General features: G+C 67.6%; 18 protein-coding genes. 7 read left to right on the top strand and 11 right to left on the bottom strand.

The window, feature by feature from the left end; translation table 11 throughout:
* The first annotated feature begins 71 nt into the window (after positions 1-71).
* The gene (locus AB4070_RS02765) at positions 72-782 is read left to right on the top strand and encodes a beta-ketoacyl-ACP reductase (protein WP_017830420.1); all 711 of its coding nucleotides are present in this window, start codon (positions 72-74) and stop codon (positions 780-782) included.
* Positions 783-797: 15 nt separating this feature from the next.
* Here the strand turns inward: AB4070_RS02765 and AB4070_RS02760 are convergent, their stop codons facing one another.
* From AB4070_RS02760 to glgC, 3 genes are read right to left on the bottom strand one after another with little or no spacing between them, the layout of a single operon-like run.
* Positions 798-1,493 (bottom strand): alpha/beta fold hydrolase, encoded by a 696-nt coding sequence (locus AB4070_RS02760; protein WP_441978798.1) that lies wholly within the window; start codon positions 1,491-1,493, stop codon positions 798-800.
* 46 nt (positions 1,494-1,539) lie between these two features.
* Entirely contained in the window at positions 1,540-2,175 is a 636-nt protein-coding gene (gene serB / locus AB4070_RS02755) for a phosphoserine phosphatase SerB (protein ID WP_441978797.1), read from the bottom strand.
* A gap of 48 nt (positions 2,176-2,223) precedes the next feature.
* Positions 2,224-3,465, bottom strand: coding sequence for a glucose-1-phosphate adenylyltransferase (gene glgC / locus AB4070_RS02750; protein ID WP_045264846.1), 1,242 nt, complete (start codon positions 3,463-3,465; stop codon positions 2,224-2,226).
* Positions 3,466-3,511: 46 nt separating this feature from the next.
* On the opposite strand from glgC, the gene glgA reads away from it, so the two are divergent.
* The 3 genes from glgA to AB4070_RS02735 all read left to right on the top strand — a co-directional run bounded on the left by glgA (position 3,512) and on the right by AB4070_RS02735 (position 5,849).
* Positions 3,512-4,696 (top strand): glycogen synthase, encoded by a 1,185-nt coding sequence (gene glgA / locus AB4070_RS02745; protein ID WP_441978796.1) that lies wholly within the window; start codon positions 3,512-3,514, stop codon positions 4,694-4,696.
* Between the two features lie 18 nt (positions 4,697-4,714).
* Positions 4,715-5,500, top strand: coding sequence for an ABC transporter ATP-binding protein (locus tag AB4070_RS02740; RefSeq protein ID WP_179516044.1), 786 nt, complete (start codon positions 4,715-4,717; stop codon positions 5,498-5,500).
* A 91-nt stretch (positions 5,501-5,591) separates the two neighbouring features.
* Positions 5,592-5,849 (top strand): type B 50S ribosomal protein L31, encoded by a 258-nt coding sequence (locus tag AB4070_RS02735; protein ID WP_021200734.1) that lies wholly within the window; start codon positions 5,592-5,594, stop codon positions 5,847-5,849.
* A 75-nt stretch (positions 5,850-5,924) separates the two neighbouring features.
* Here AB4070_RS02735 and AB4070_RS02730 read toward each other — a convergent pair whose 3' ends face one another.
* Genes AB4070_RS02730 through AB4070_RS02720 form a run of 3 tightly spaced genes read right to left on the bottom strand, consistent with a single transcriptional unit; the run spans position 5,925 to position 9,515 of the window.
* On the bottom strand, positions 5,925-6,206 hold the full coding sequence (locus AB4070_RS02730; RefSeq protein ID WP_441978795.1) for a hypothetical protein: 282 nt from the start codon (positions 6,204-6,206) through the stop codon (positions 5,925-5,927).
* Positions 6,207-6,261: 55 nt separating this feature from the next.
* Positions 6,262-7,509, bottom strand: coding sequence for an alpha/beta fold hydrolase (locus tag AB4070_RS02725; RefSeq protein WP_441978794.1), 1,248 nt, complete (start codon positions 7,507-7,509; stop codon positions 6,262-6,264).
* A 2-nt stretch (positions 7,510-7,511) separates the two neighbouring features.
* On the bottom strand, positions 7,512-9,515 hold the full coding sequence (locus tag AB4070_RS02720; protein WP_441978793.1) for a DUF262 domain-containing protein: 2,004 nt from the start codon (positions 9,513-9,515) through the stop codon (positions 7,512-7,514).
* Between the two features lie 176 nt (positions 9,516-9,691).
* On the opposite strand from AB4070_RS02720, the gene AB4070_RS02715 reads away from it, so the two are divergent.
* Both AB4070_RS02715 and AB4070_RS02710 read left to right on the top strand, forming a co-directional pair.
* Positions 9,692-10,465 (top strand): hypothetical protein, encoded by a 774-nt coding sequence (locus AB4070_RS02715; protein WP_021200730.1) that lies wholly within the window; start codon positions 9,692-9,694, stop codon positions 10,463-10,465.
* A gap of 170 nt (positions 10,466-10,635) precedes the next feature.
* Positions 10,636-11,139, top strand: a complete 504-nt coding sequence (locus AB4070_RS02710) for a DUF3145 domain-containing protein (RefSeq protein ID WP_046749126.1) — start codon at positions 10,636-10,638, stop codon at positions 11,137-11,139.
* Positions 11,140-11,277: 138 nt separating this feature from the next.
* Here AB4070_RS02710 and yczR read toward each other — a convergent pair whose 3' ends face one another.
* A complete protein-coding gene (yczR, locus tag AB4070_RS02705) occupies positions 11,278-12,681 on the bottom strand; it encodes a MocR-like transcription factor YczR (RefSeq protein ID WP_441978792.1) in 1,404 nt (467 codons plus the stop codon).
* 95 nt (positions 12,682-12,776) lie between these two features.
* Here yczR and yczE point away from each other — a divergent pair, with 95 nt between their 5' ends.
* On the top strand, positions 12,777-13,442 hold the full coding sequence (gene yczE / locus AB4070_RS02700; RefSeq protein WP_441978791.1) for a membrane protein YczE: 666 nt from the start codon (positions 12,777-12,779) through the stop codon (positions 13,440-13,442).
* Between the two features lie 138 nt (positions 13,443-13,580).
* Here the strand turns inward: yczE and AB4070_RS02695 are convergent, their stop codons facing one another.
* The 4 genes from AB4070_RS02695 to AB4070_RS02680 form a co-directional block, all read right to left on the bottom strand.
* Positions 13,581-14,819, bottom strand: coding sequence for a beta-ketoacyl-[acyl-carrier-protein] synthase family protein (locus tag AB4070_RS02695; protein ID WP_282845884.1), 1,239 nt, complete (start codon positions 14,817-14,819; stop codon positions 13,581-13,583).
* 97 nt (positions 14,820-14,916) lie between these two features.
* Positions 14,917-15,165, bottom strand: coding sequence for an acyl carrier protein (locus AB4070_RS02690; RefSeq protein ID WP_017202249.1), 249 nt, complete (start codon positions 15,163-15,165; stop codon positions 14,917-14,919).
* A 68-nt stretch (positions 15,166-15,233) separates the two neighbouring features.
* Positions 15,234-16,235: a beta-ketoacyl-ACP synthase III gene (locus AB4070_RS02685; protein WP_441978790.1), complete on the bottom strand. Its 1,002-nt coding sequence runs from the start codon at positions 16,233-16,235 to the stop codon at positions 15,234-15,236.
* Positions 16,232-17,152, bottom strand: coding sequence for an ACP S-malonyltransferase (locus tag AB4070_RS02680; RefSeq protein WP_441978789.1), 921 nt, complete (start codon positions 17,150-17,152; stop codon positions 16,232-16,234). The genes AB4070_RS02685 and AB4070_RS02680 overlap by 4 nt, the downstream gene beginning before the upstream one ends.
* Positions 17,153-17,228 lie beyond the last annotated feature (76 nt).

Raw genomic sequence — 17,228 nt, 5'->3', positions numbered from 1 at the left:
TCGGGGCATCGTCGGTAGGATCGATGACGGTCCGAGACCTCGGGCCGCAGGTCCAGAGCAGGAGTGTCCTCATGAGCGCTGAGCGCGTCGTCCTCGTCACCGGCGGAAACCGCGGTATCGGCCGTGCCATCGCGGAGCGCTTCGTGCGGGACGGATATCGTGTCGCGGTGACCGCGCGTAGCGGCGAAGGACCGGAGGGAACCCTCACCGTCCGGGCGGATGTCACGGATGCCGCCGCGCTCGACGCCGCGTTCACCGAGGTGGAGCAGCAGCTCGGCCCGGTGGAGATCGTCGTCGCGAACGCGGGGATCACCAAGGACACCCTCCTCATGCGCATGAGCGAGGACGACTTCGACAGCGTCGTGGCGACGAACCTCGGCGGCACATTCCGCGTGGTGAAGCGCGCCTCGAAGGGCATGCTGCGCGCTCGGTTCGGTCGTATCATCCTGATCTCGAGTGTCGTCGGTCTGTATGGGTCCGCCGGCCAGGCGAACTACTCGGCGTCGAAGAGCGCCCTCGTCGGCTTCGCCCGCTCGATCACGCGCGAACTCGGTGCGCGCGGCATCACCGCGAACGTCGTCGCTCCGGGGTTCATCGAGACCGACATGACCGCGGAGCTCCCCGAGGAGACACAGAAGCAGTACAAGGCGAGCATCCCCGCCGCGCGGTTCGCGACCCCCGACGAGGTGGCTGGCGTGGTCACGTGGCTCGCCGGTGACGACGCCGGTTACATCTCGGGCGCGGTCATCCCCGTCGATGGTGGACTCGGGATGGGCCACTGATCCGCACCGTGGTGCTCACCTCGCGATCGAGGCAGTGAGCAGTTCTCCGAGCCGTTCAGGCACGGAGAACTGCGGCCAGTGCCCGGAGCCGATGAGAACCACCTCGGCATCGTCGATCGCACGGAACTCGTCGGCATACCCGGCCCACTGGTCGATCATCTCCTCGAACGCGGACTGATCCACGCCGCCCATGAGCAGAGTCGCCGGCACGCGATACCGCGCCCGGTCACGCAGGACGATGCCGTCGGTCGGCACTCTCGCTGGCACGCTCCGGGTGAGCGGTGTCGTGCGCACACGGGTCGCCTCATCGAGATCGTAAACGTCCTCGTCGGGGAAGAAGTCCCACCCCGGGAACGGGACCACGCCGTCGACGAGTTCGAACTCGCTGATGCCGCTTCCTGTCGGCGGGGGCGCCGTGTCGACGAAGATGACCCGGTCGACACGCTCGGGGCGCGCATCGACGACACCCCATGCGACGTTTCCTCCGCCGCTATGACCGACGACGACGACGTCACCGGAAAGCGCGTCGACCGCCGCGACCGCGGCATCGACCCAATCCGAGATGCCGACCTCGGACGACGCCGACGCCGGTTCGCCGAGACCGGGCATGGTGAGCGGGTGAGCGCGATGCCCTGCCGCTTCCAGAGAAGGGATGACGTCTTCCCAACTGGACGCATCGAGCCAGAGCCCGGGGATGAGGATGATGTCCATGCGTCGACGCTAAGGCCGGCGTCGGACATTCGCCAGAGGAATCCGCCTAGGGAAGCAGAGCGATGACTTCGGAGAGATCCTGCGGTCCGACCACGAGTGCGGCGCTCTCCCGTACGGTGGGCTTCGCGTTGAAGGCGACTCCGAGCCCCGCCACCGCCATCATCGGCAGGTCGTTGGCGCCGTCGCCGATGGCGATCGTGGCGCGCGGGCCGACACCGAGTTCCGCGGCCCACTCCTGGAGGGATGCGGCCTTCGCGGCTCCGTCGACGATGTCGCCGTCGACCTGGCCGGAGAGCACCCCTCCCGCGACGCCCAGGCGGTTCGCTCGCCAGCGGTCGACGCCGAGTTCCGGAGCCACGCCGTCGAGGATCTCATGGAACCCACCGGAGACGACGCCGACGACACCGCCGCGGTCGTGGACGGCCGCCGTGAGATCCCGCACTCCGGGGGTGGGCTCGATGCGTGCCCGCACGCGTTCGAACGCCGACACGGGGACTCCCGCCAGCGCCGCGACCCGGGAGCGCAGGCTCGTCGCGAAATCCACTTCGCCGCGCATCGCCGCCTCGGTCGCCGCCTGCACCTCGGCACGACGGCCTGCTTCGTCGGCGAGGAGTTCGATCACCTCGTTGCGGATGAGGGTGGAATCGGCATCGAGGACGACGAGGAATCGCGCAGCGGTCACCCGTCGAGCCTAGCGACCGCCCGGACCGCCTGAGCGCCGCATGACGCGTCAGCGCTCGATGAAGACGCCCTTGCCCACGACGGTGATGCCGGACTCGGTGACGGTGAAGCCACGGGCCAGGTCGCGTTCGCGATCGACTCCGACCGTCGCGCCGTCGGCCAGGACGACGTTCTTGTCGAGGATGGCGCGGTGGATGCGCGCACCCTGCCCGACCTGCACGTGATCGAACACGACCGAGTCCGTGATGGTCGATCCGCCCCCCGCGAGCGTCCACGGGCCGACCACGCTGCGTTCCAGGTGCGTGCCCGACAGCACCGATCCGAGGGAGACGATCGAGTCGATCGCGTTGCCGATGCGACCGACGGAGTCCCTGACGAACTTCGCAGGCGGAGAGTTCACCGCCTGCGAGTGGATCGGCCATTCCATGTTGTACAGGTTGAAGATCGGCAGCGTAGAGATGAGGTCCCTGTGCGCATCGAAGAAGGAGTCGATGGTTCCCACATCCCGCCAGTACGAGCGGTCGCGTGGCGAGGACCCAGGAACCTCGTTCTGCTTCATGTCGTAGTAGCCTGCTTCGCCGCGCTCGACGAAGTACGGGACGATGTCGCCGCCCATGTCGTGACCGGACACGGGGGACTCCCCGTCGGCTTCGACGGCGGCGATCAGCGCATCGGCGTCGAAGATGTAGTTGCCCATCGAGGCGAGTACCTCGTTCGGCGAGTCCTCGAGCCCGGCGATGTCGGTCGGCTTCTCCAGGAACTGCTTGATCCGACCCGACTCCGCGTCGGCGTCGATCACGCCGAACTGCGACGCGAGTGCGAGCGGCTGGCGGATCCCCGCGACCGTGGCCTTCGCGCCCGACTCGATGTGCGCCTCGAGCATCTGTCGGAAGTCCATCCGGTAGACGTGGTCCGCACCGATCACGACGACGATGTCGGGCTTCTCATCGTTGATGAGGTTCATGCTCTGCAGGATCGCGTCGGCGGAGCCGGAGAACCACCGCTTGCCGAGGCGCTGCTGAGCGGGCACCGAGGTGACGTACGAGTCGAGGAGAGCCGACATGCGCCAGGTCTGCGAGATGTGCCGGTCGAGGCTGTGGGACTTGTACTGCGTCAGCACGACGATCTGCCGGAGGCCCGAGTTGATGAGGTTGGAGATGGCGAAGTCGATGAGTCGGTACTGTCCGCCGAACGGGACTGCGGGTTTCGCTCTGTCGGCCGTGAGGGGCATGAGGCGCTTGCCCTCGCCGCCGGCGAGGATGATCCCGAAGACCTTCTTTGGAGCGGACATGGCTCCACCATAGATGCCATCCTCCTCGCTGTACTAGCGTTCAGACATGCGAGTTGAAATGATCACGAAGGAGTACCCGCCGGAGGTCTACGGCGGTGCCGGCGTGCACGTCGCCGAGCTCGTCGCAGCGCTCCGGCTGCACGTCGACGTCCAGGTCCGCGCCTTCGGGGCACCGCGCGATGAGGCGGGCACCTTCGCCTATCGCACGCCGACGGAACTCGCCGGAGCCAACGCCGCGCTCCAGACGCTCGGCACGGATCTGGAGATCGTGTCGGCCATCGCCGACGCCGACATCGTGCACAGTCACACCTGGTACGCGAACTTCGCCGGTCATCTCGCCTCGCAGCTGCACGGCATCCCTCACGTGCTGACGGCGCACAGCCTCGAGCCCCTTCGGCCGTGGAAGGCCGAGCAGCTGGGTGGTGGCTATGCCGTGTCGAGCGGCATCGAGCGACTGGCCTATGAGAATGCGGCGGCCGTGATCGCGGTGAGCGCCGGGATGCGCGCCGACATCCTGCGCAGCTACCCGCAGGTGGACCCGGCGAAGGTGCGGGTGATCCACAACGGGATCGACGTCGACCGGTGGCGTCCGGTGCACGACGAACCCTTCCTGCGATCGATCGGGATGGACTCCGCACGTCCATCTGTCGTCTTCGTCGGCCGCATCACGAGGCAGAAGGGGCTGCCGTACCTGCTGCAGGCGGCGCGGCTCCTCCCTCCCGAGGTGCAGCTCGTCCTCTGCGCGGGTGCTCCGGACACGCCGGAGATCATGGCGGAGGTCCAGGAGGGTGTGCGCCTGCTCCAGCAGGAGCGGGACGGTGTCATCTGGGTCGAGCGCATGCTTCCCCGCGACGAGCTCTCGGCGATCCTCACGGCCGCGACGACGTTCGTCTGCCCTTCCATCTACGAGCCGTTGGGGATCGTGAACCTCGAGGCGATGGCCTGTGGTGCGGCGGTCGTCGGGACGGCGACCGGCGGTATCCCCGAGGTCGTCGCCGACGGCGTGACCGGTCGACTCGTGCCGATCGAGCAGGTGCAGGACGGAACGGGCACGCCGGTCGACCCGGAGCGCTACGTGGCCGACCTCGCAGCCGTGCTCACCGAGGTCGCGATGGACCCCGATCGCGCGCGTGCGTACGGCGAAGCCGGGCGCGAGAGGGCACGCAGCGAGTTCAGCTGGGCGGCGATCGCCGAGACGACCCGCGCGCTCTACGCGGAGCTGACCGCCTGAGCCGATAGGCTTGGGGGCATGCCGAGCGCTCTGGAATTCACCGACGTCGTCGTGCGCCGTGAGGGGCGCAACATCATCGATCACGTGGATTGGCGGGTCGACGACGACCAGCGATGGGTGATCCTGGGCCCGAACGGGGCGGGCAAGACGACCCTGCTGCAGCTGGCCGACACGCTCATGCACCCGACGGCCGGAACGGTGACCGTGCTGGGGGAGACCCTCGGCAGGACCGACGTGTTCGAGGTGCGGCCGCGCATCGGCTTCGCGTCGTCGGCGATGGCCAAGCGCGTGCCCCGCGACGAGACCGTGCTCAACACCGTGCTCACCGCCGCGTACTCCGTGCTCGGCCGCTGGAACGAGAACTACGAGGACATCGATGAGCGTCGGGCGCTCCGTGTCCTCGGCGACTGGCGTCTCGACCACCTCGCCGACCGGACGTTCGGTACGCTCAGCGACGGCGAGCAGAAGCGGGTCCAGATCGCGCGTGCCGTGATGACCGATCCCGAGCTGCTGCTGCTCGACGAGCCGACGGCTTCCCTCGATCTCGGCTCCCGTGAGGAGCTCCTCGCGCTCCTCAGCGGATATGCGTCGTCCCCGACCACGCCGGCCATGCTGATGGTGACGCACCACGTCGAGGAGATCCCGGTCGGGTTCACCCACGTGATGTTGATCCGCGACGGCGCCGTCGTCGCGGCCGGTCCCATCGCGGACACCCTCACTGCCGAGGCGCTCACCGACACGTTCGGGATGCCGATCGTGCTCAGCAGCGAAGACGGACGCTACGCCGCGCGCGCGGCGTCCTGATCAGGGTCTGATAGAATCGACCCTTGGTGCTCTCTGCACCGCAGACTTCCCTCGTCCCTGGCACAATCCAGGGCAGCAACTAAGGAATCCCATGAAGACTGACATTCACCCCGAGTACAAGGCTGTCGTGTTCCGCGACCTGGGTTCGGGCGAGACGTTCCTCACCCGTTCGACCGTCTCGAGCGACAAGACCATCGAGCTCGACGGCGTGGAGTACCCCGTCATCGACGTCGAGATCTCCTCGGCTTCGCACCCGTTCTACACGGGCAAGCAGCGCATCATGGACTCGGCCGGCCGCGTCGAGAAGTTCAACCAGCGTTTCAAGGGCTTCGGCGGCTCGTCCAAGTAACGACTGCCACACGGAAGGCCCCATGCTCCTCGGAGCGTGGGGCCTTCTTCGTGTGTCCCCGGGCGCTTCTTCGCTTCAGAGATCGAGTCGTATCCGACCGTCGTCGATCGCGTCCGGTGGATCGCCAGGAGATGGTGCCGGAGCGGTGCGCTGCGTCTGACGGTCGCGTTCGATGCCGGCCTCGTGCGCCGACGGCGACCAGACGGCGTCGAACGCACCGCCGAGTCCGCCTCCGCTCGTTTCGTACTTCTTCTCGAGGGGCACCCTCGAGAACCCGAAGGCGACCACGACGATCACGGTAGAGACCACGAGCAGGAGCACGCCCGCGGTGACGACCACACCCCAACCCTCGTTCATGCCCCCAGCGTAGGTGGAAGGCGAGCAGAGGACATCCTCCTCTCGGCGGATACCGTCAGCGGATGCGTCGACCGTGGGCGAGGTCGATCAGGCGGGAGAGCACGGGGCCGGAACGCAGGCCGTTGTGCTCATGCTCGCTCGTCTGCCAGAGCTGTACCCCTGGCAGGAGCTTCGCGGTCTCGATCGAGAACTCGTAGGGCACGTAGACATCGTTGACGTAGACCGCGGCGGCGCCGGTGGTGTCCGATGCGGCGATCGCTGAGGCGTCGTAGATCTGCGGCCACTCGAACTCCGCCAGCTCGAGGGCGACATCACGCCACGGCTGGAAGGCCGGCACCGACTCGGTCCACTCGCGGCGGATGTGCTCGCCCGTGAACAGCGTCGGGTCGTCGCGGAAGTCCGTGGGTTCGGTGCGCTCGGCGGACCACCGAGTGGCGTGGCCATCGGCGTAGCTCGACTCGTGGGAGGCGAAGTACAGCGGGTTGCGGCCGTCGTAGGGCATCGCGTGCATCAGGTCGTACCGGAAGGCGTTGGAGGCGGGATCGCGCTCCAGGAGCGACCAGACGGTCTGCCATCCGTCGTCGGTGCCGAGGGCCGACCCCATCGACCGCAGGCGCGAGCGGGAGACGACCTCTCCGTCGGGGAGGACGATGTCGCCCGCATCCGCGAGATCGACGAGCCTTCGCATCGCGTCGCGGTGCTCGGGGAAACGGCGGTAGTAGCGCTCGGAGGCATCCCGCATCTTGTCGTAGCAGAGAGCGTAGACATCGTCGGGGTGGCGCCCCACCGCGCTGAGCCCGCCGGTGATGAACACGTCTTCGAGGGATGCGGCATCTGTGGAGAGGTACGCGAGCGTCGTGAAGCCGCCGAAGGACTGTCCGAGCACGCTCCAGGTGGTGGCTCCCAGGTGCTCGCGCAGGGCCTCGCAGTCGCGCACGATCGCGTCGGCCCGCAGATGAGTCAGATACTCGGCGACCGCTGCCGCCCCACGTTCGAGATCGAGATCGCCGACCGGGGTCGAACGTCCGGTGCCTCTCTGGTCGAGAAGCACCAGACGGTAGTGGGCGAGCGCCTCGTCGAGCCAGGCGGGCGACGTCGACGAGTGGAAGGGCCGCGGCGCTTCGTGGCCGGGTCCGCCCTGCAGGAACACCAGGTAGGGGAGGGTCTCACCGCCCTCGCGAGCGACCACGCGCGCGAAGACGTCGATCGTTCGATGGTCCGTGGGGTCACCCCACACCAGAGGGACCGTGAGAGTGTGCTCTTCGACGGTGAGATCCTGCAGCTTGCGCACGATGGTGCTCATGTTCACATCACATTCCCGATGTAGGAGTACTTGACGAAGACCTCCGAGGCGATGCCCGACTCCTCGAGCACACCCTGCACAGCGGTCATCATGTAGTTGGAATCCCAGCCCATGTAGAGGAAGTGCCCCTCGCCGAGCTCGTCCCACTGCCCCTTCCAGGCCATGTCCTGATAGATGGGCCCTCCGTGTGCGGCGCAGTAGGCGAGGGCCGCGTCTCTCGTGTCGGTCCAGGCGCGGCGGAAGACCCGGTTGAAGAGGTACTTCACGTCCGGCACCTCCCAGCGCTCACCTCGATACTCGACGTAGTCGAACTCCCGCTCCCATCCGGTCGGCCACCCGCGGCGGCGCACGGCATCCAGGATCGGAGTCAGTCCGTCGTCGTCGATCTCGGGCAGGGCGGGTCGCGCCCAGATGCGGATCAGGTCGGAGGTGAGCGCGACGGTACGGCGTGTGATCGCCGCGGTGTTCCACGAGTCGACCTCGGCCAACTCGCGCGTCGCCGGTACCGTGCTGCGTGCGTACGCGTCCGAGCGCTTGACAGGGAACGAGGCGCCGAACACGCGCTCCGCGAGGTGCTCCTCGAGCAGGGTGAGGTTGCCGAGGGTCGGGGCGAGGGCGCGATGGCTGTTCTGCTCGTCCTCGGAGTAGTCGCTCCACTGGCGTGTCCCGTCACCGGACCACGCGTCGCCCGGCACGGACGGGACGATGTGCTCGATGTCGTACGCGTCGAGGTCGTCCACGCCTTCCAACCGTCCGAGCACGTAGGCGGGGTGGGGGAGTTCGCTGTACTTCAGCACCGCGCTCACCCGCTCGTCCGACGGGGTGATGCGAGCGAACGCCCGCGCGAGAGCATCCCTGCCGTCACGGCGAGCACGGCACAGTCTCGCGACGAGTCGTTCGGCCGGCAGGTTCACCAGCGCGCGGCGCAGGTACAGGGCTTGCAGCCACTCCAGGGTTTCGATGAATTCTTCGCGATCGATGACCCCGCGGACGTGGTCGCTGTACGCGCTCATCACGAGAGGGTACGAGGAACGACCGAAGGTGTTGACGTGACGCAGCTGCTGCGCGATCTCAGGGTCCTGCTCCTGCGACGGGTCGAGCAGGATGCCGTAGATCTCCGCATAGTGTCGCCACTGCGCCGCATGGGCCTGCAGGTGGGCGACGTCGACGCGGGGGAACGACTGCCGGAAGGCGCTGTAGACGCCGTGCTCCCCGTTCGCGGCGACCTCGCGGCCGGTGATGAACACGAGGTAGTGCCGCCAGAAGGCGCCGATCGCCTCACCGGTGTGCCGTTCGATCGGCAGCCAGAAGCGTGTCTCGACGTCGACCTGCTCGGCGTGACTGAGTCCCATGAGGATGTAGTTGTGGATGAGCTCATGGTCACGCAGCGGTTCGCCCGTCGAGTTCAGACTCTCGAAGATCTGCTGGGCGTTGGCGCGAGCGCCGAGGGTGATAGACACATGCTCGAGCTTCTGCAGTCCTCGCCAGATGGTCGGCACCTCGTCGACATGGATCTGACTGCGGAAGAAGGCGTAGTTGTCGTCGAAGCGCGACTCGCGGTCGGCATCGCCGCGTCGATCCAACACGACCGATTCATACAGGTCAGCCCAGGCGTCGTGGGGGCGCAGCTTCGTGCGATCGGGGGAATCGGAGCGGACGAGCACGCGTTCGAGATCGGCCGCAAGGGGCGGGTCGGTGTCGCGGATCGAGTGATGCAGCGCGGCGACCAGCAGCATCAGCGTGGTGATGCGCTGCTGGCCGTCGATGAGTATGAGGTCGGCATCGGACGAGACGCCGTCCTCCGCGGAGAGGATCGAGCCGATGAAGTGGCGGTGGGCGTCGTCTTCACCTGCCACAGCGCGGATATCGGACAGCAGTCGTTCGCAGCCGCCGATGTCCCATCGGTACTGCCGCTGATACACGGGGACCACGATGGTGGTGCCGCCCGCCGCGAGCCACTCGATCGTGTTGACTGCTGTCGCCTCGACGTTGGTCGCGGTGCTCATGCTGGTGTCTCGTCCTCCCGTTGCGACGGGTGCCGAGGCCTCGCCGGGCGCCCCGATCAGTCTATTCGGTTATCCACGGCCGACCTCCGAGGGGCTCGCGGGGCTCGCTGTTAGGCTTGCCTTATCAGGGCCTGTTAAAACGTGCTGGCCCCCGATGAAAGGAACATGACTCGATCATGGGTTACATCAAGTCCGCTGCGCTCGAGGAAAAGGGCTTCGTCGTCCTCGACAGCTACAACCAGGAACTCGACCCCAAGGAATGGCTCGACATCGAGTACAACGACTGGAAGTCGTCGGGCGACACCCGTTTCGCCCCCCTCGCCAGTGCCTTCGGTGACATCGAGTGCAATGGCTTCTGGAACCACAAGCCGCCGCGCACCGACAAGGACGGCGTCTGGATCGACTCCCAGACCGAGAAGGCCCCGAACCTGACGCGTCGCGCCCAGGAACCGGGTGCGAACGTGGGGCGGTGCCGCGTCATCGAGCTGCAGCCGACGCCGTACGGTGACTGCCTCTACAACCTGCACCAGGACGACAACAACCGCCTCAACCCCGATGGCACCGGCTGGGTCGTCCGTGGTTTCTTCAACCTCACGGACGACAAGGACAGCTACTTCGTGCTGCGTGAGAACCGCACCGACCCGAGCATCGAGTACCGTATCGCCCTCCCGGCCGGCGCTCAGCTCATCGTCGACACGCAGCGTCTGTGGCACGCGGCCACCCACAACGGCACCGAGCCCCGCTACTGCCTCATCACGTCGTGGACCTCGGGCCCCGAGCTCGACGCCTACATCGAGAAGTACCACGGCACCGATGACGTGCCCAACTACGAGGTCGACCAGGAGACGCTCGAGTTCGGGTATGCCGAGCAGGCCCGCAAGGACGCTGCTCGCGCGGCCTACTACGCCGCGAAGGGCCAGCAGGTCAAGCAGGCCATGAGCGAGGCATGAGCACTCGCTGATCCGCGAAGGCCCCGGTCTACGGACCGGGGCCTTCGTCGTGGGAATCACATGCTTGTGATTTGCGGGGATCTCGGCGAGAATGGGCGCACAACCGCATATTCTCGCCACTTCGTGGTTCAGGTCGTTGGGGAAGACGCACCTGATGAAACGGAGAGATCATGGCGACGGCTTACGCACGCGGAGTGGTGTTCATCCACTCTGCGCCTCGCGCGCTCTGCCCGCACCTCGAATGGGCGGTGGGTCGCGCTATCGGGCGTGCGGTGAACTTCGACTGGACCGAGCAGCCGGTGCTCGAGGGTGCCCGACGGGCGGAGTTCTACTGGGATGGTCCCGTCGGTACGGGCGCGGCTCTCGCGACGTCGATCCGCGGGTGGGAGCACCTCCGCTTCGAGGTGACCGAAGACCCCACGCCGCGCAGCGACGGCGGCCGGTGGCTGCACACGCCCGACCTCGGCATCCACTATGCCCAGACCGACGCAGCCGGCAACATCGTGGTCGGCGAGGACCGCATCCGCTACGCCATGGAGATCGCCGCCGGGAGCGCCGTCGAGTTGCAGCGCGAACTCGACATCGCCCTGGGGTCGGCATGGGATGAGGAACTGGAACCCTTCCGTCATGCCAGCGACGACGCCAGAGTCGTCTGGCTGCACAAGGTCGGCTAGCCCGACCGCACAGACCGGGACGGGGGAGGCGTGAGTATCGGATGCCGGTGAGTGATCCCGGACGCTGAGAAGACGTATCCCCGCTCCGCACGAAGAGGACCCCGCCCCGGAAACGAGGCGGGGTCCTCGTCGTCCGTGTCAGATGACGGCCGCGTGCTGCAACGCACCGGACGCGGACGGGCTCCCGCCGCGCACGTCGTCCCAGGCCAGGGACAACCGCCGCATGGCCTCCGACATTCGCTCGGGCGGCAATGTGATGGGGATGCGCAGTCGACGTTCGAGCACTCCGCCCGTCGTGAAGCGTGGGCCGGGAGGTAGGACGAGTTGCCTTTCGCGTGCGGCGAGAGAGAGCGCGGTCGACAGCGGCGTGCCGATGTCGACCCAGGCGGAGAGCCCGCCAGGCGTGCGCGGCATCTGGAACCCGGGGATGGCGGCCACTCCTTCCTCGACGGCGCTGCGTCCGTCGTGCAGACGTCGACGGACATGCGCTGTGAGCGCCGACATGTCGGCGAGGAGTTCGACGGCGATGCACTGCTCGAGCAGGGCCGTGCCGAGTTCGAAGGAGGGGCGCACGGCGAGCAGCCGTGCGATGACGGAGCGCTCCGCACGGACCCAGCCGATGCGCATCCCGCCCCAGGCGATCTTCGACATCGATCCGACGGTGATCACATTGGGGCCGCCCGCGGCCATCGGAATCGGTGACCATCCCCGGTCGATGTCGAGTTCGGTCGTCGTCTCGTCGACGACAAGATGGGTACCCACGTTGCGGGCGGTGGTCGCGATCCGCGACCGCTCATCGTCGGGAAGTGTCGCTCCGGTCGGGTTGTGGAAGTCGGGGATGAGGTAGGCGACATGTGGTCGGGCGCTGAGCAGCGTCTCGTTCAGGTGCCTGGCATCCCACCCGTCGGCATCCACAGGCGTCGGAACCAGCCGGTACCCGTGGCGGTGCAGGGCTTCGAGTGCGTGAGGGAAGGTCGGCTGCTCCACCAGCGCCTTCTCCCCGCGACGCCCGATCGCCGCGAGGATCAGATTGATCGCGTTGAGCGCTCCGGAGGTGATGATGATCTCGTCGGCCGACGTCGGTGCGCCGCGATCGCGGAAGCGCTGCGCGACCGCCTCGCGCAGGTCGGGGAGTCCACGGAGCGAGTACCCGCTGGTGCCGCGCAGCGCCGCGAGACGGGGCAGCGACCGCACGGTCGCGTCGTACAGTCCCGGGGTAGAGTCCATCGATGCGATGGAGAGGTCGATCGATTCGTCGTCGGCCTCCGCTCCAGGAGCGGTATGCCCATTCGGGAGGGTGACCCGCGTGCTTCCCCCATGCAGGCGCGAGACGTAGCCGTCCGATTCCAAGACCCCGTACGCCCGGGTGATCGTGGAGCGGGAACGGCGCAGCTCGAGCGCAAGGGCACGCTCACTCGGAAGACGCTCGCCGACGGTCAGGCGGCCGTCGAGGATCAGCGCCCTGATCTGGTCTGCGAGCGCCGATGCCGTGGCGCCGGCGACGTTGTGCACCCCGAGCTGTTCGACGAGACGTGATCCCATATGTCCAGCATGACGCAAAGTGGACTGATCTATGCAGGCCACTTTGCGGTGAGTGGTATCGCTTCGGATGGTGGGACAGGGGCCAGAGTGGAGGAATGCTCCTCCGCTCCGTGCTCCTTCCCGTGACCGCCACCAGTCGGCGTGACCTCGCCGAGCGGTTCGCACAGCTGCTCGTCGGTCTGTTCCTCTACGGTGTCGCGCTCGGGTTCATGGTGCGCGGTGGCATCGGAGTGGCACCGTGGGACGTGCTGGCACTCGGTCTCGCGGAGCAGACCGGGCTCGGGTACGGCGTCATGACCGTGCTGGTCTCGATCGTCGTCCTTCTGCTCTGGATCCCGTTGCGCCAACGCGTGGGACTGGGCACCGTGTTGAATGCCCTGCTCGTCGGTCCGAGTGCGGATCTCGCGCTGGCGCTGATCCCGCAACCGTCCTCGGTATGGATCGGCGCGCCGATGTTCGTCTTCGGGCTGCTTCTGCTGTCTTTCGCGACCGGCCTCTACATCGCCGCAGACTTCGGTCCCGGCCCTCGTGACGGCCTGATGACGGGACTCGTTCGTCGAACAGGCTGGGCGGTGTGGCTGGTGCGCACGCTGATCGAGGGGAGCGTGCTGCTCGTCGGCTTCCTCCTGGGAGGCCCCGTCGGCGTCGGCACCGTGCTCTTCGCCTTCGGTGTCGGTCCGCTGATCGGCTGGTTCCTCCCGCGCATCACGCGGATGCGCGAGTCCCGATCGCGAAAGCTCGGGACCCTCCGCTCCGCCTGACGGATCAGCGCGCATCTGCATGACCTGTGCACACGGGTATGACCGAGTACCGGTGGATGCTCATGCATCCGTCTGATCCTCATGCATATGCGAAGAGCGGCCCTCGGAATCCCGAGGGCCGCTCTTCGTCGTGGCGTATCAGTCGGCGCTGGCGAGCACGAGGACCGCGTTGTGTCCACCGAAGCCGAACGAGTTGCTGATCGCGATCTGCGGGCCGTCGCCGAGAGGCGTGGCTTCGCCCGAGAGCCGGAACGGGACCGCGGGGTCCGGCTCCGTCATGTTGATGGTCGGAGGTGCGACGCGATCGCGCAGGGCGAGGAGCGAGAAGATCGCCTCGAGCGCGCCGGTGCCGCCGAGCAGATGTCCGGTCGAAGCCTTGGTCGCGGAGACCGGGATCTCGTCGATCCGCTCGCCGAAGACCTTCTTGAGCGCGACGTACTCGTTCGGGTCGCCCACCGGCGTCGACGTCGCGTGCGCGTTGATGTGCGTGACCTGGTCGGCCGTGACGCCGGCTTCTTCGAGGGCCTGCGTCACGGCTCGTGCCGCACCGTTGCCCTCGGGGTCGTTGCCGGTGATGTGGTAGGCGTCGGCTGTGACTCCGCCGCCGAGCACATACCCGTAGATCTTGGCTCCGCGTGCCTTCGCGTGCTCCTCGGTCTCGAGGATGAGTGCGGCTGCACCCTCGCCCATGACGAACCCGTCGCGGTCGATCGCGCCGGGGCGGGAGGCGTGGGCCGGGTCGTCGTTCCGGCGGGACAGCGCCTGCGCGGAGGCGAAGGAGGCCATCGTGATGGGGTGGATCGCCGACTCGGTGCCGCCGGCGATCACGACGTCCGCCAGGCCATCCTGGAGGTGGTGGAGAGCGTGGATGATCGACTCGGTGCTGGACGCGCACGCGCTGACCACCGTCTGCGCGTAGGCACGTGCATGGAACTGCAGCGACAGGTTGCCCGCAGCGGCGTTCGGCATGAGCATCGGGACCGTGAGCGGCATCACCCGACGTGGCCCCTTCTCGCGCAGGGTGTCCCACGCGTCGAGAAGCGTCCAGAGGCCGCCGATCCCCGTGGCGAAGTCGACGCCGAGCCGTTCGGGAGCCACCTCGGGGGAACCTGCGTCCTCCCATGCCTCGCGCGCCGCGATCAACGCGAACTGCGAAGACGGGTCGAGGCGCTTGGCCTCATGACGGGGGAGGACCTCTTCCGGGCGGACGATCGCCTCGGCGGCGAACGTGACGGGCAGCTCGTACTGCTGCACCCAGTCGTGTTCGAGCGTGCGGGTGCCGGACATGCCGGCCAGCAGGTTCGTCCAGTTCTCCGGGGCCGTGCCGCCGATGGCGGAGGTGGCGCCGATGCCGGTGACGACGATGCGCTTGGTCATGGGGTGTGGTTCCTTGTCGAAACGAAGTCGAACGGGTGAGAGGGCAGGTCGGAGGATGCCACTCCCCGCGAGGTGCGGGGGTGGCATCCTGCCGGGATTACTCCTGGCCCGCGACGATGAAGTTGACGGCGTCGCCGACGGTCTTGAGGTTCTTGACCTCGTCGTCGGGGATGGTGACGCCGAACTTCTCCTCGGCGTTGACGACGATCGTCATCATCGAGATGGAGTCGATGTCGAGGTCGTCCGTGAACGACTTCTCGAGGGCGACCTCGGAAGCGTTGATGCCGGTCTCGTCGGTGATGAGCTCTGCGAGGCCAGCGAGGACCTCATCGTTGGTGAAAGCCATGTGGTCTTCCTCTTTCTTGCGGGTTGTTTTCGGAACCGTGGAACAGTCTAGGGAAAGTCAGCGCATTCTCAGGGAAGGACGACGACCTGTGCGGCGAACACGAGTCCCGCGCCGAATCCGATCTGCAGCGCGAGTCCACCGGAAAGCTCGGGGTGCTCGGCCATCAGACGGTGGCTGGCCAGGGGGATGGATGCAGCCGAGGTGTTGCCCGTGGTCTCGATGTCGCGTGCGATGACCGTGGTCTCCGGCAGCTTCAGCTGCTTCGCGAACTCGTCGATGATCCGCATGTTGGCCTGGTGGGGGATGAAGGCGGCGATGTCGCCCGGCTCCACTCCCGCCTTGTCCAGCGCCTCGCGCGCGACCTTCGCCATCTCCCAGACCGCCCAGCGGAAGACCGTCGGGCCCTCCTGGCGCAGGGTCGGCCACGGAACCACGCCGTCGCGGAAGTCGGTGAGGGTGCCGTTCATCCCCACGGCGTCGGCCTTGGACCCGTCGGATCCCCAGACGGCGGGGGCGATACCGGGCGTGTCGCTCGGACCGATCAGTGCGGCGCCCGCCCCGTCTCCGAGGAGGAACGAGATGCTGCGGTCGGTCGGGTCGACGACGTCGGAGAGCTTCTCGGTGCCGATGACCAGCGCGTAGCGGGCGGCCCCGGCCTTGATCAGTGCATCGGCCTGGGCGATCGCGTAGGCGTATCCGGCGCAGGCGGCGTTGATGTCGTACGCGGCAGCGGGATTCGCTCCGACTCGATCGGCGACGATCGCCGAGACCGACGGGGTCTGCTTGGGGTTGCTGATCGTCGCCACGATCACCAGGTCGACCTGGTCGGCCGGAACGCCCGACTTCTCGATCGCCTCGGCAGCCGCCGTGGTGGCCAGGTCGATCGCGTCCGTGCCCTTGTCGGCGCGAGCGCGGGTCACGATGCCGGTGCGCTGACGGATCCACTCGTCGCTGGAGTCGATCGGGCCGATCAGGTCCTCGTTGGGCACGGCGTTCTCGCCGCGGGCGGCGCCGTACGAGTAGATGCGCGTGTACGCGGGACCCGTGAGCTGGGCGAGGGTGACGCTCATGCGGCTTCTCCGTTCAGCAGCGCGACGGCTGCCTCGAGGTCTTCAGGGGTCTTCACGGCGACGGTGGGGACACCACGGAGGCCGCGCTTGGCGAGACCCACCAGAGCGCCGGCCGGTGCCAGTTCGATCACACCGGTGACGCCGGCTTCGGCGAACGACTGCATGCAGAGGTCCCATCGCACCGGCGACGACACCTGGTCGACGAGGAAGTTCAGCGCCTGCGCGCCGTCCGTGACAGCAGAGCCGTCGCGGTTCGTCCACAGGGTGATGTCGGGATCTGCCGGCGCGACGTCGGCGACGGCATCACGGAGGGCTGTGACGGCGGAAGCCATGTACTGCGTGTGGAACGCTCCGGCGACCTGCAGCGGGACCACGCGGGTGCCCTTGAGCGGCTCCTCCGCGAGTGCGGCGAGTGCGGGGAGGGCACCGGCGACGACGATCTGACCGCCGCCGTTGTAGTTGGCGGGGGAGAGGTCGAGTTCGGCGAGGCGGGCGAGGAGCGCGTCTTCGTCGCCTCCGAGCACGGCGCTCATACCGGTCTGCTCCTGCGCCGCGGCATCAGCCATGGCCCGCCCGCGGATGCCCACGAGGCGCATCCCGGTGTCGGCATCGATCACGTTGCTGCCGACGAGCGCGGCGATCTCACCGACCGAGTGTCCGGCGATGCCGTCGGCGCGGCGTCCGGCTCGCTGCGTCAGTGCGTCACCGGCGATCAGCGAGGCGGCGACGATCAGGGGCTGCGCGACGCGTGTGTCCCGGATCGTGTCGGCGTCAGACACCGTCCCGTGCTCGATCAGGTCGACCCCCGCCGCGTCCGAGTACGCGGCGAGGCGGTCGGCCACTCCGTCGAGCTCGAGCCAGGGGGCGAGGAAACCAGGGGTCTGCGAGCCCTGTCCAGGGCATACGACGACAATCACCCACCCAGTCTGCCAACGATCGAGGCGAAGTGGTGGATGATCCATCACAAGATTCCGAAAAACCCTTGTGTGTGGC

The sequence above is a fragment of the Microbacterium sp. 2RAF4 genome (genome assembly GCF_052115285.1).
Taxonomy (GTDB): domain Bacteria; phylum Actinomycetota; class Actinomycetes; order Actinomycetales; family Microbacteriaceae; genus Microbacterium; species Microbacterium oxydans.
Note: the sequence above shows the minus strand (reverse complement) of the source record. Positions and strands in the feature narration are given on the sequence as shown.

Coding starts and splice junctions, on each gene's coding strand:
- AB4070_RS02730 (WP_441978795.1), bottom strand. CDS start 6,206: ATGAACGAGGGTTGGGGTGTGGTCGTCACCGCGGGCGTGCTCCTGCTC.
- AB4070_RS02720 (WP_441978793.1), bottom strand. CDS start 9,515: ATGAGCACCGCGACCAACGTCGAGGCGACAGCAGTCAACACGATCGAG.
- AB4070_RS02695 (WP_282845884.1), bottom strand. CDS start 14,819: ATGACCAAGCGCATCGTCGTCACCGGCATCGGCGCCACCTCCGCCATC.
- AB4070_RS02715 (WP_021200730.1), top strand. CDS start 9,692: ATGGGTTACATCAAGTCCGCTGCGCTCGAGGAAAAGGGCTTCGTCGTC.
- AB4070_RS02765 (WP_017830420.1), top strand. CDS start 72: ATGAGCGCTGAGCGCGTCGTCCTCGTCACCGGCGGAAACCGCGGTATC.
- glgC (WP_045264846.1), bottom strand. CDS start 3,465: ATGTCCGCTCCAAAGAAGGTCTTCGGGATCATCCTCGCCGGCGGCGAG.
- AB4070_RS02685 (WP_441978790.1), bottom strand. CDS start 16,235: ATGAGCGTCACCCTCGCCCAGCTCACGGGTCCCGCGTACACGCGCATC.
- AB4070_RS02710 (WP_046749126.1), top strand. CDS start 10,636: ATGGCGACGGCTTACGCACGCGGAGTGGTGTTCATCCACTCTGCGCCT.
- glgA (WP_441978796.1), top strand. CDS start 3,512: ATGCGAGTTGAAATGATCACGAAGGAGTACCCGCCGGAGGTCTACGGC.
- AB4070_RS02760 (WP_441978798.1), bottom strand. CDS start 1,493: ATGGACATCATCCTCATCCCCGGGCTCTGGCTCGATGCGTCCAGTTGG.
- AB4070_RS02725 (WP_441978794.1), bottom strand. CDS start 7,509: ATGAGCACCATCGTGCGCAAGCTGCAGGATCTCACCGTCGAAGAGCAC.
- AB4070_RS02690 (WP_017202249.1), bottom strand. CDS start 15,165: ATGGCTTTCACCAACGATGAGGTCCTCGCTGGCCTCGCAGAGCTCATC.
- yczE (WP_441978791.1), top strand. CDS start 12,777: ATGCTCCTCCGCTCCGTGCTCCTTCCCGTGACCGCCACCAGTCGGCGT.
- AB4070_RS02735 (WP_021200734.1), top strand. CDS start 5,592: ATGAAGACTGACATTCACCCCGAGTACAAGGCTGTCGTGTTCCGCGAC.
- yczR (WP_441978792.1), bottom strand. CDS start 12,681: ATGGGATCACGTCTCGTCGAACAGCTCGGGGTGCACAACGTCGCCGGC.
- AB4070_RS02740 (WP_179516044.1), top strand. CDS start 4,715: ATGCCGAGCGCTCTGGAATTCACCGACGTCGTCGTGCGCCGTGAGGGG.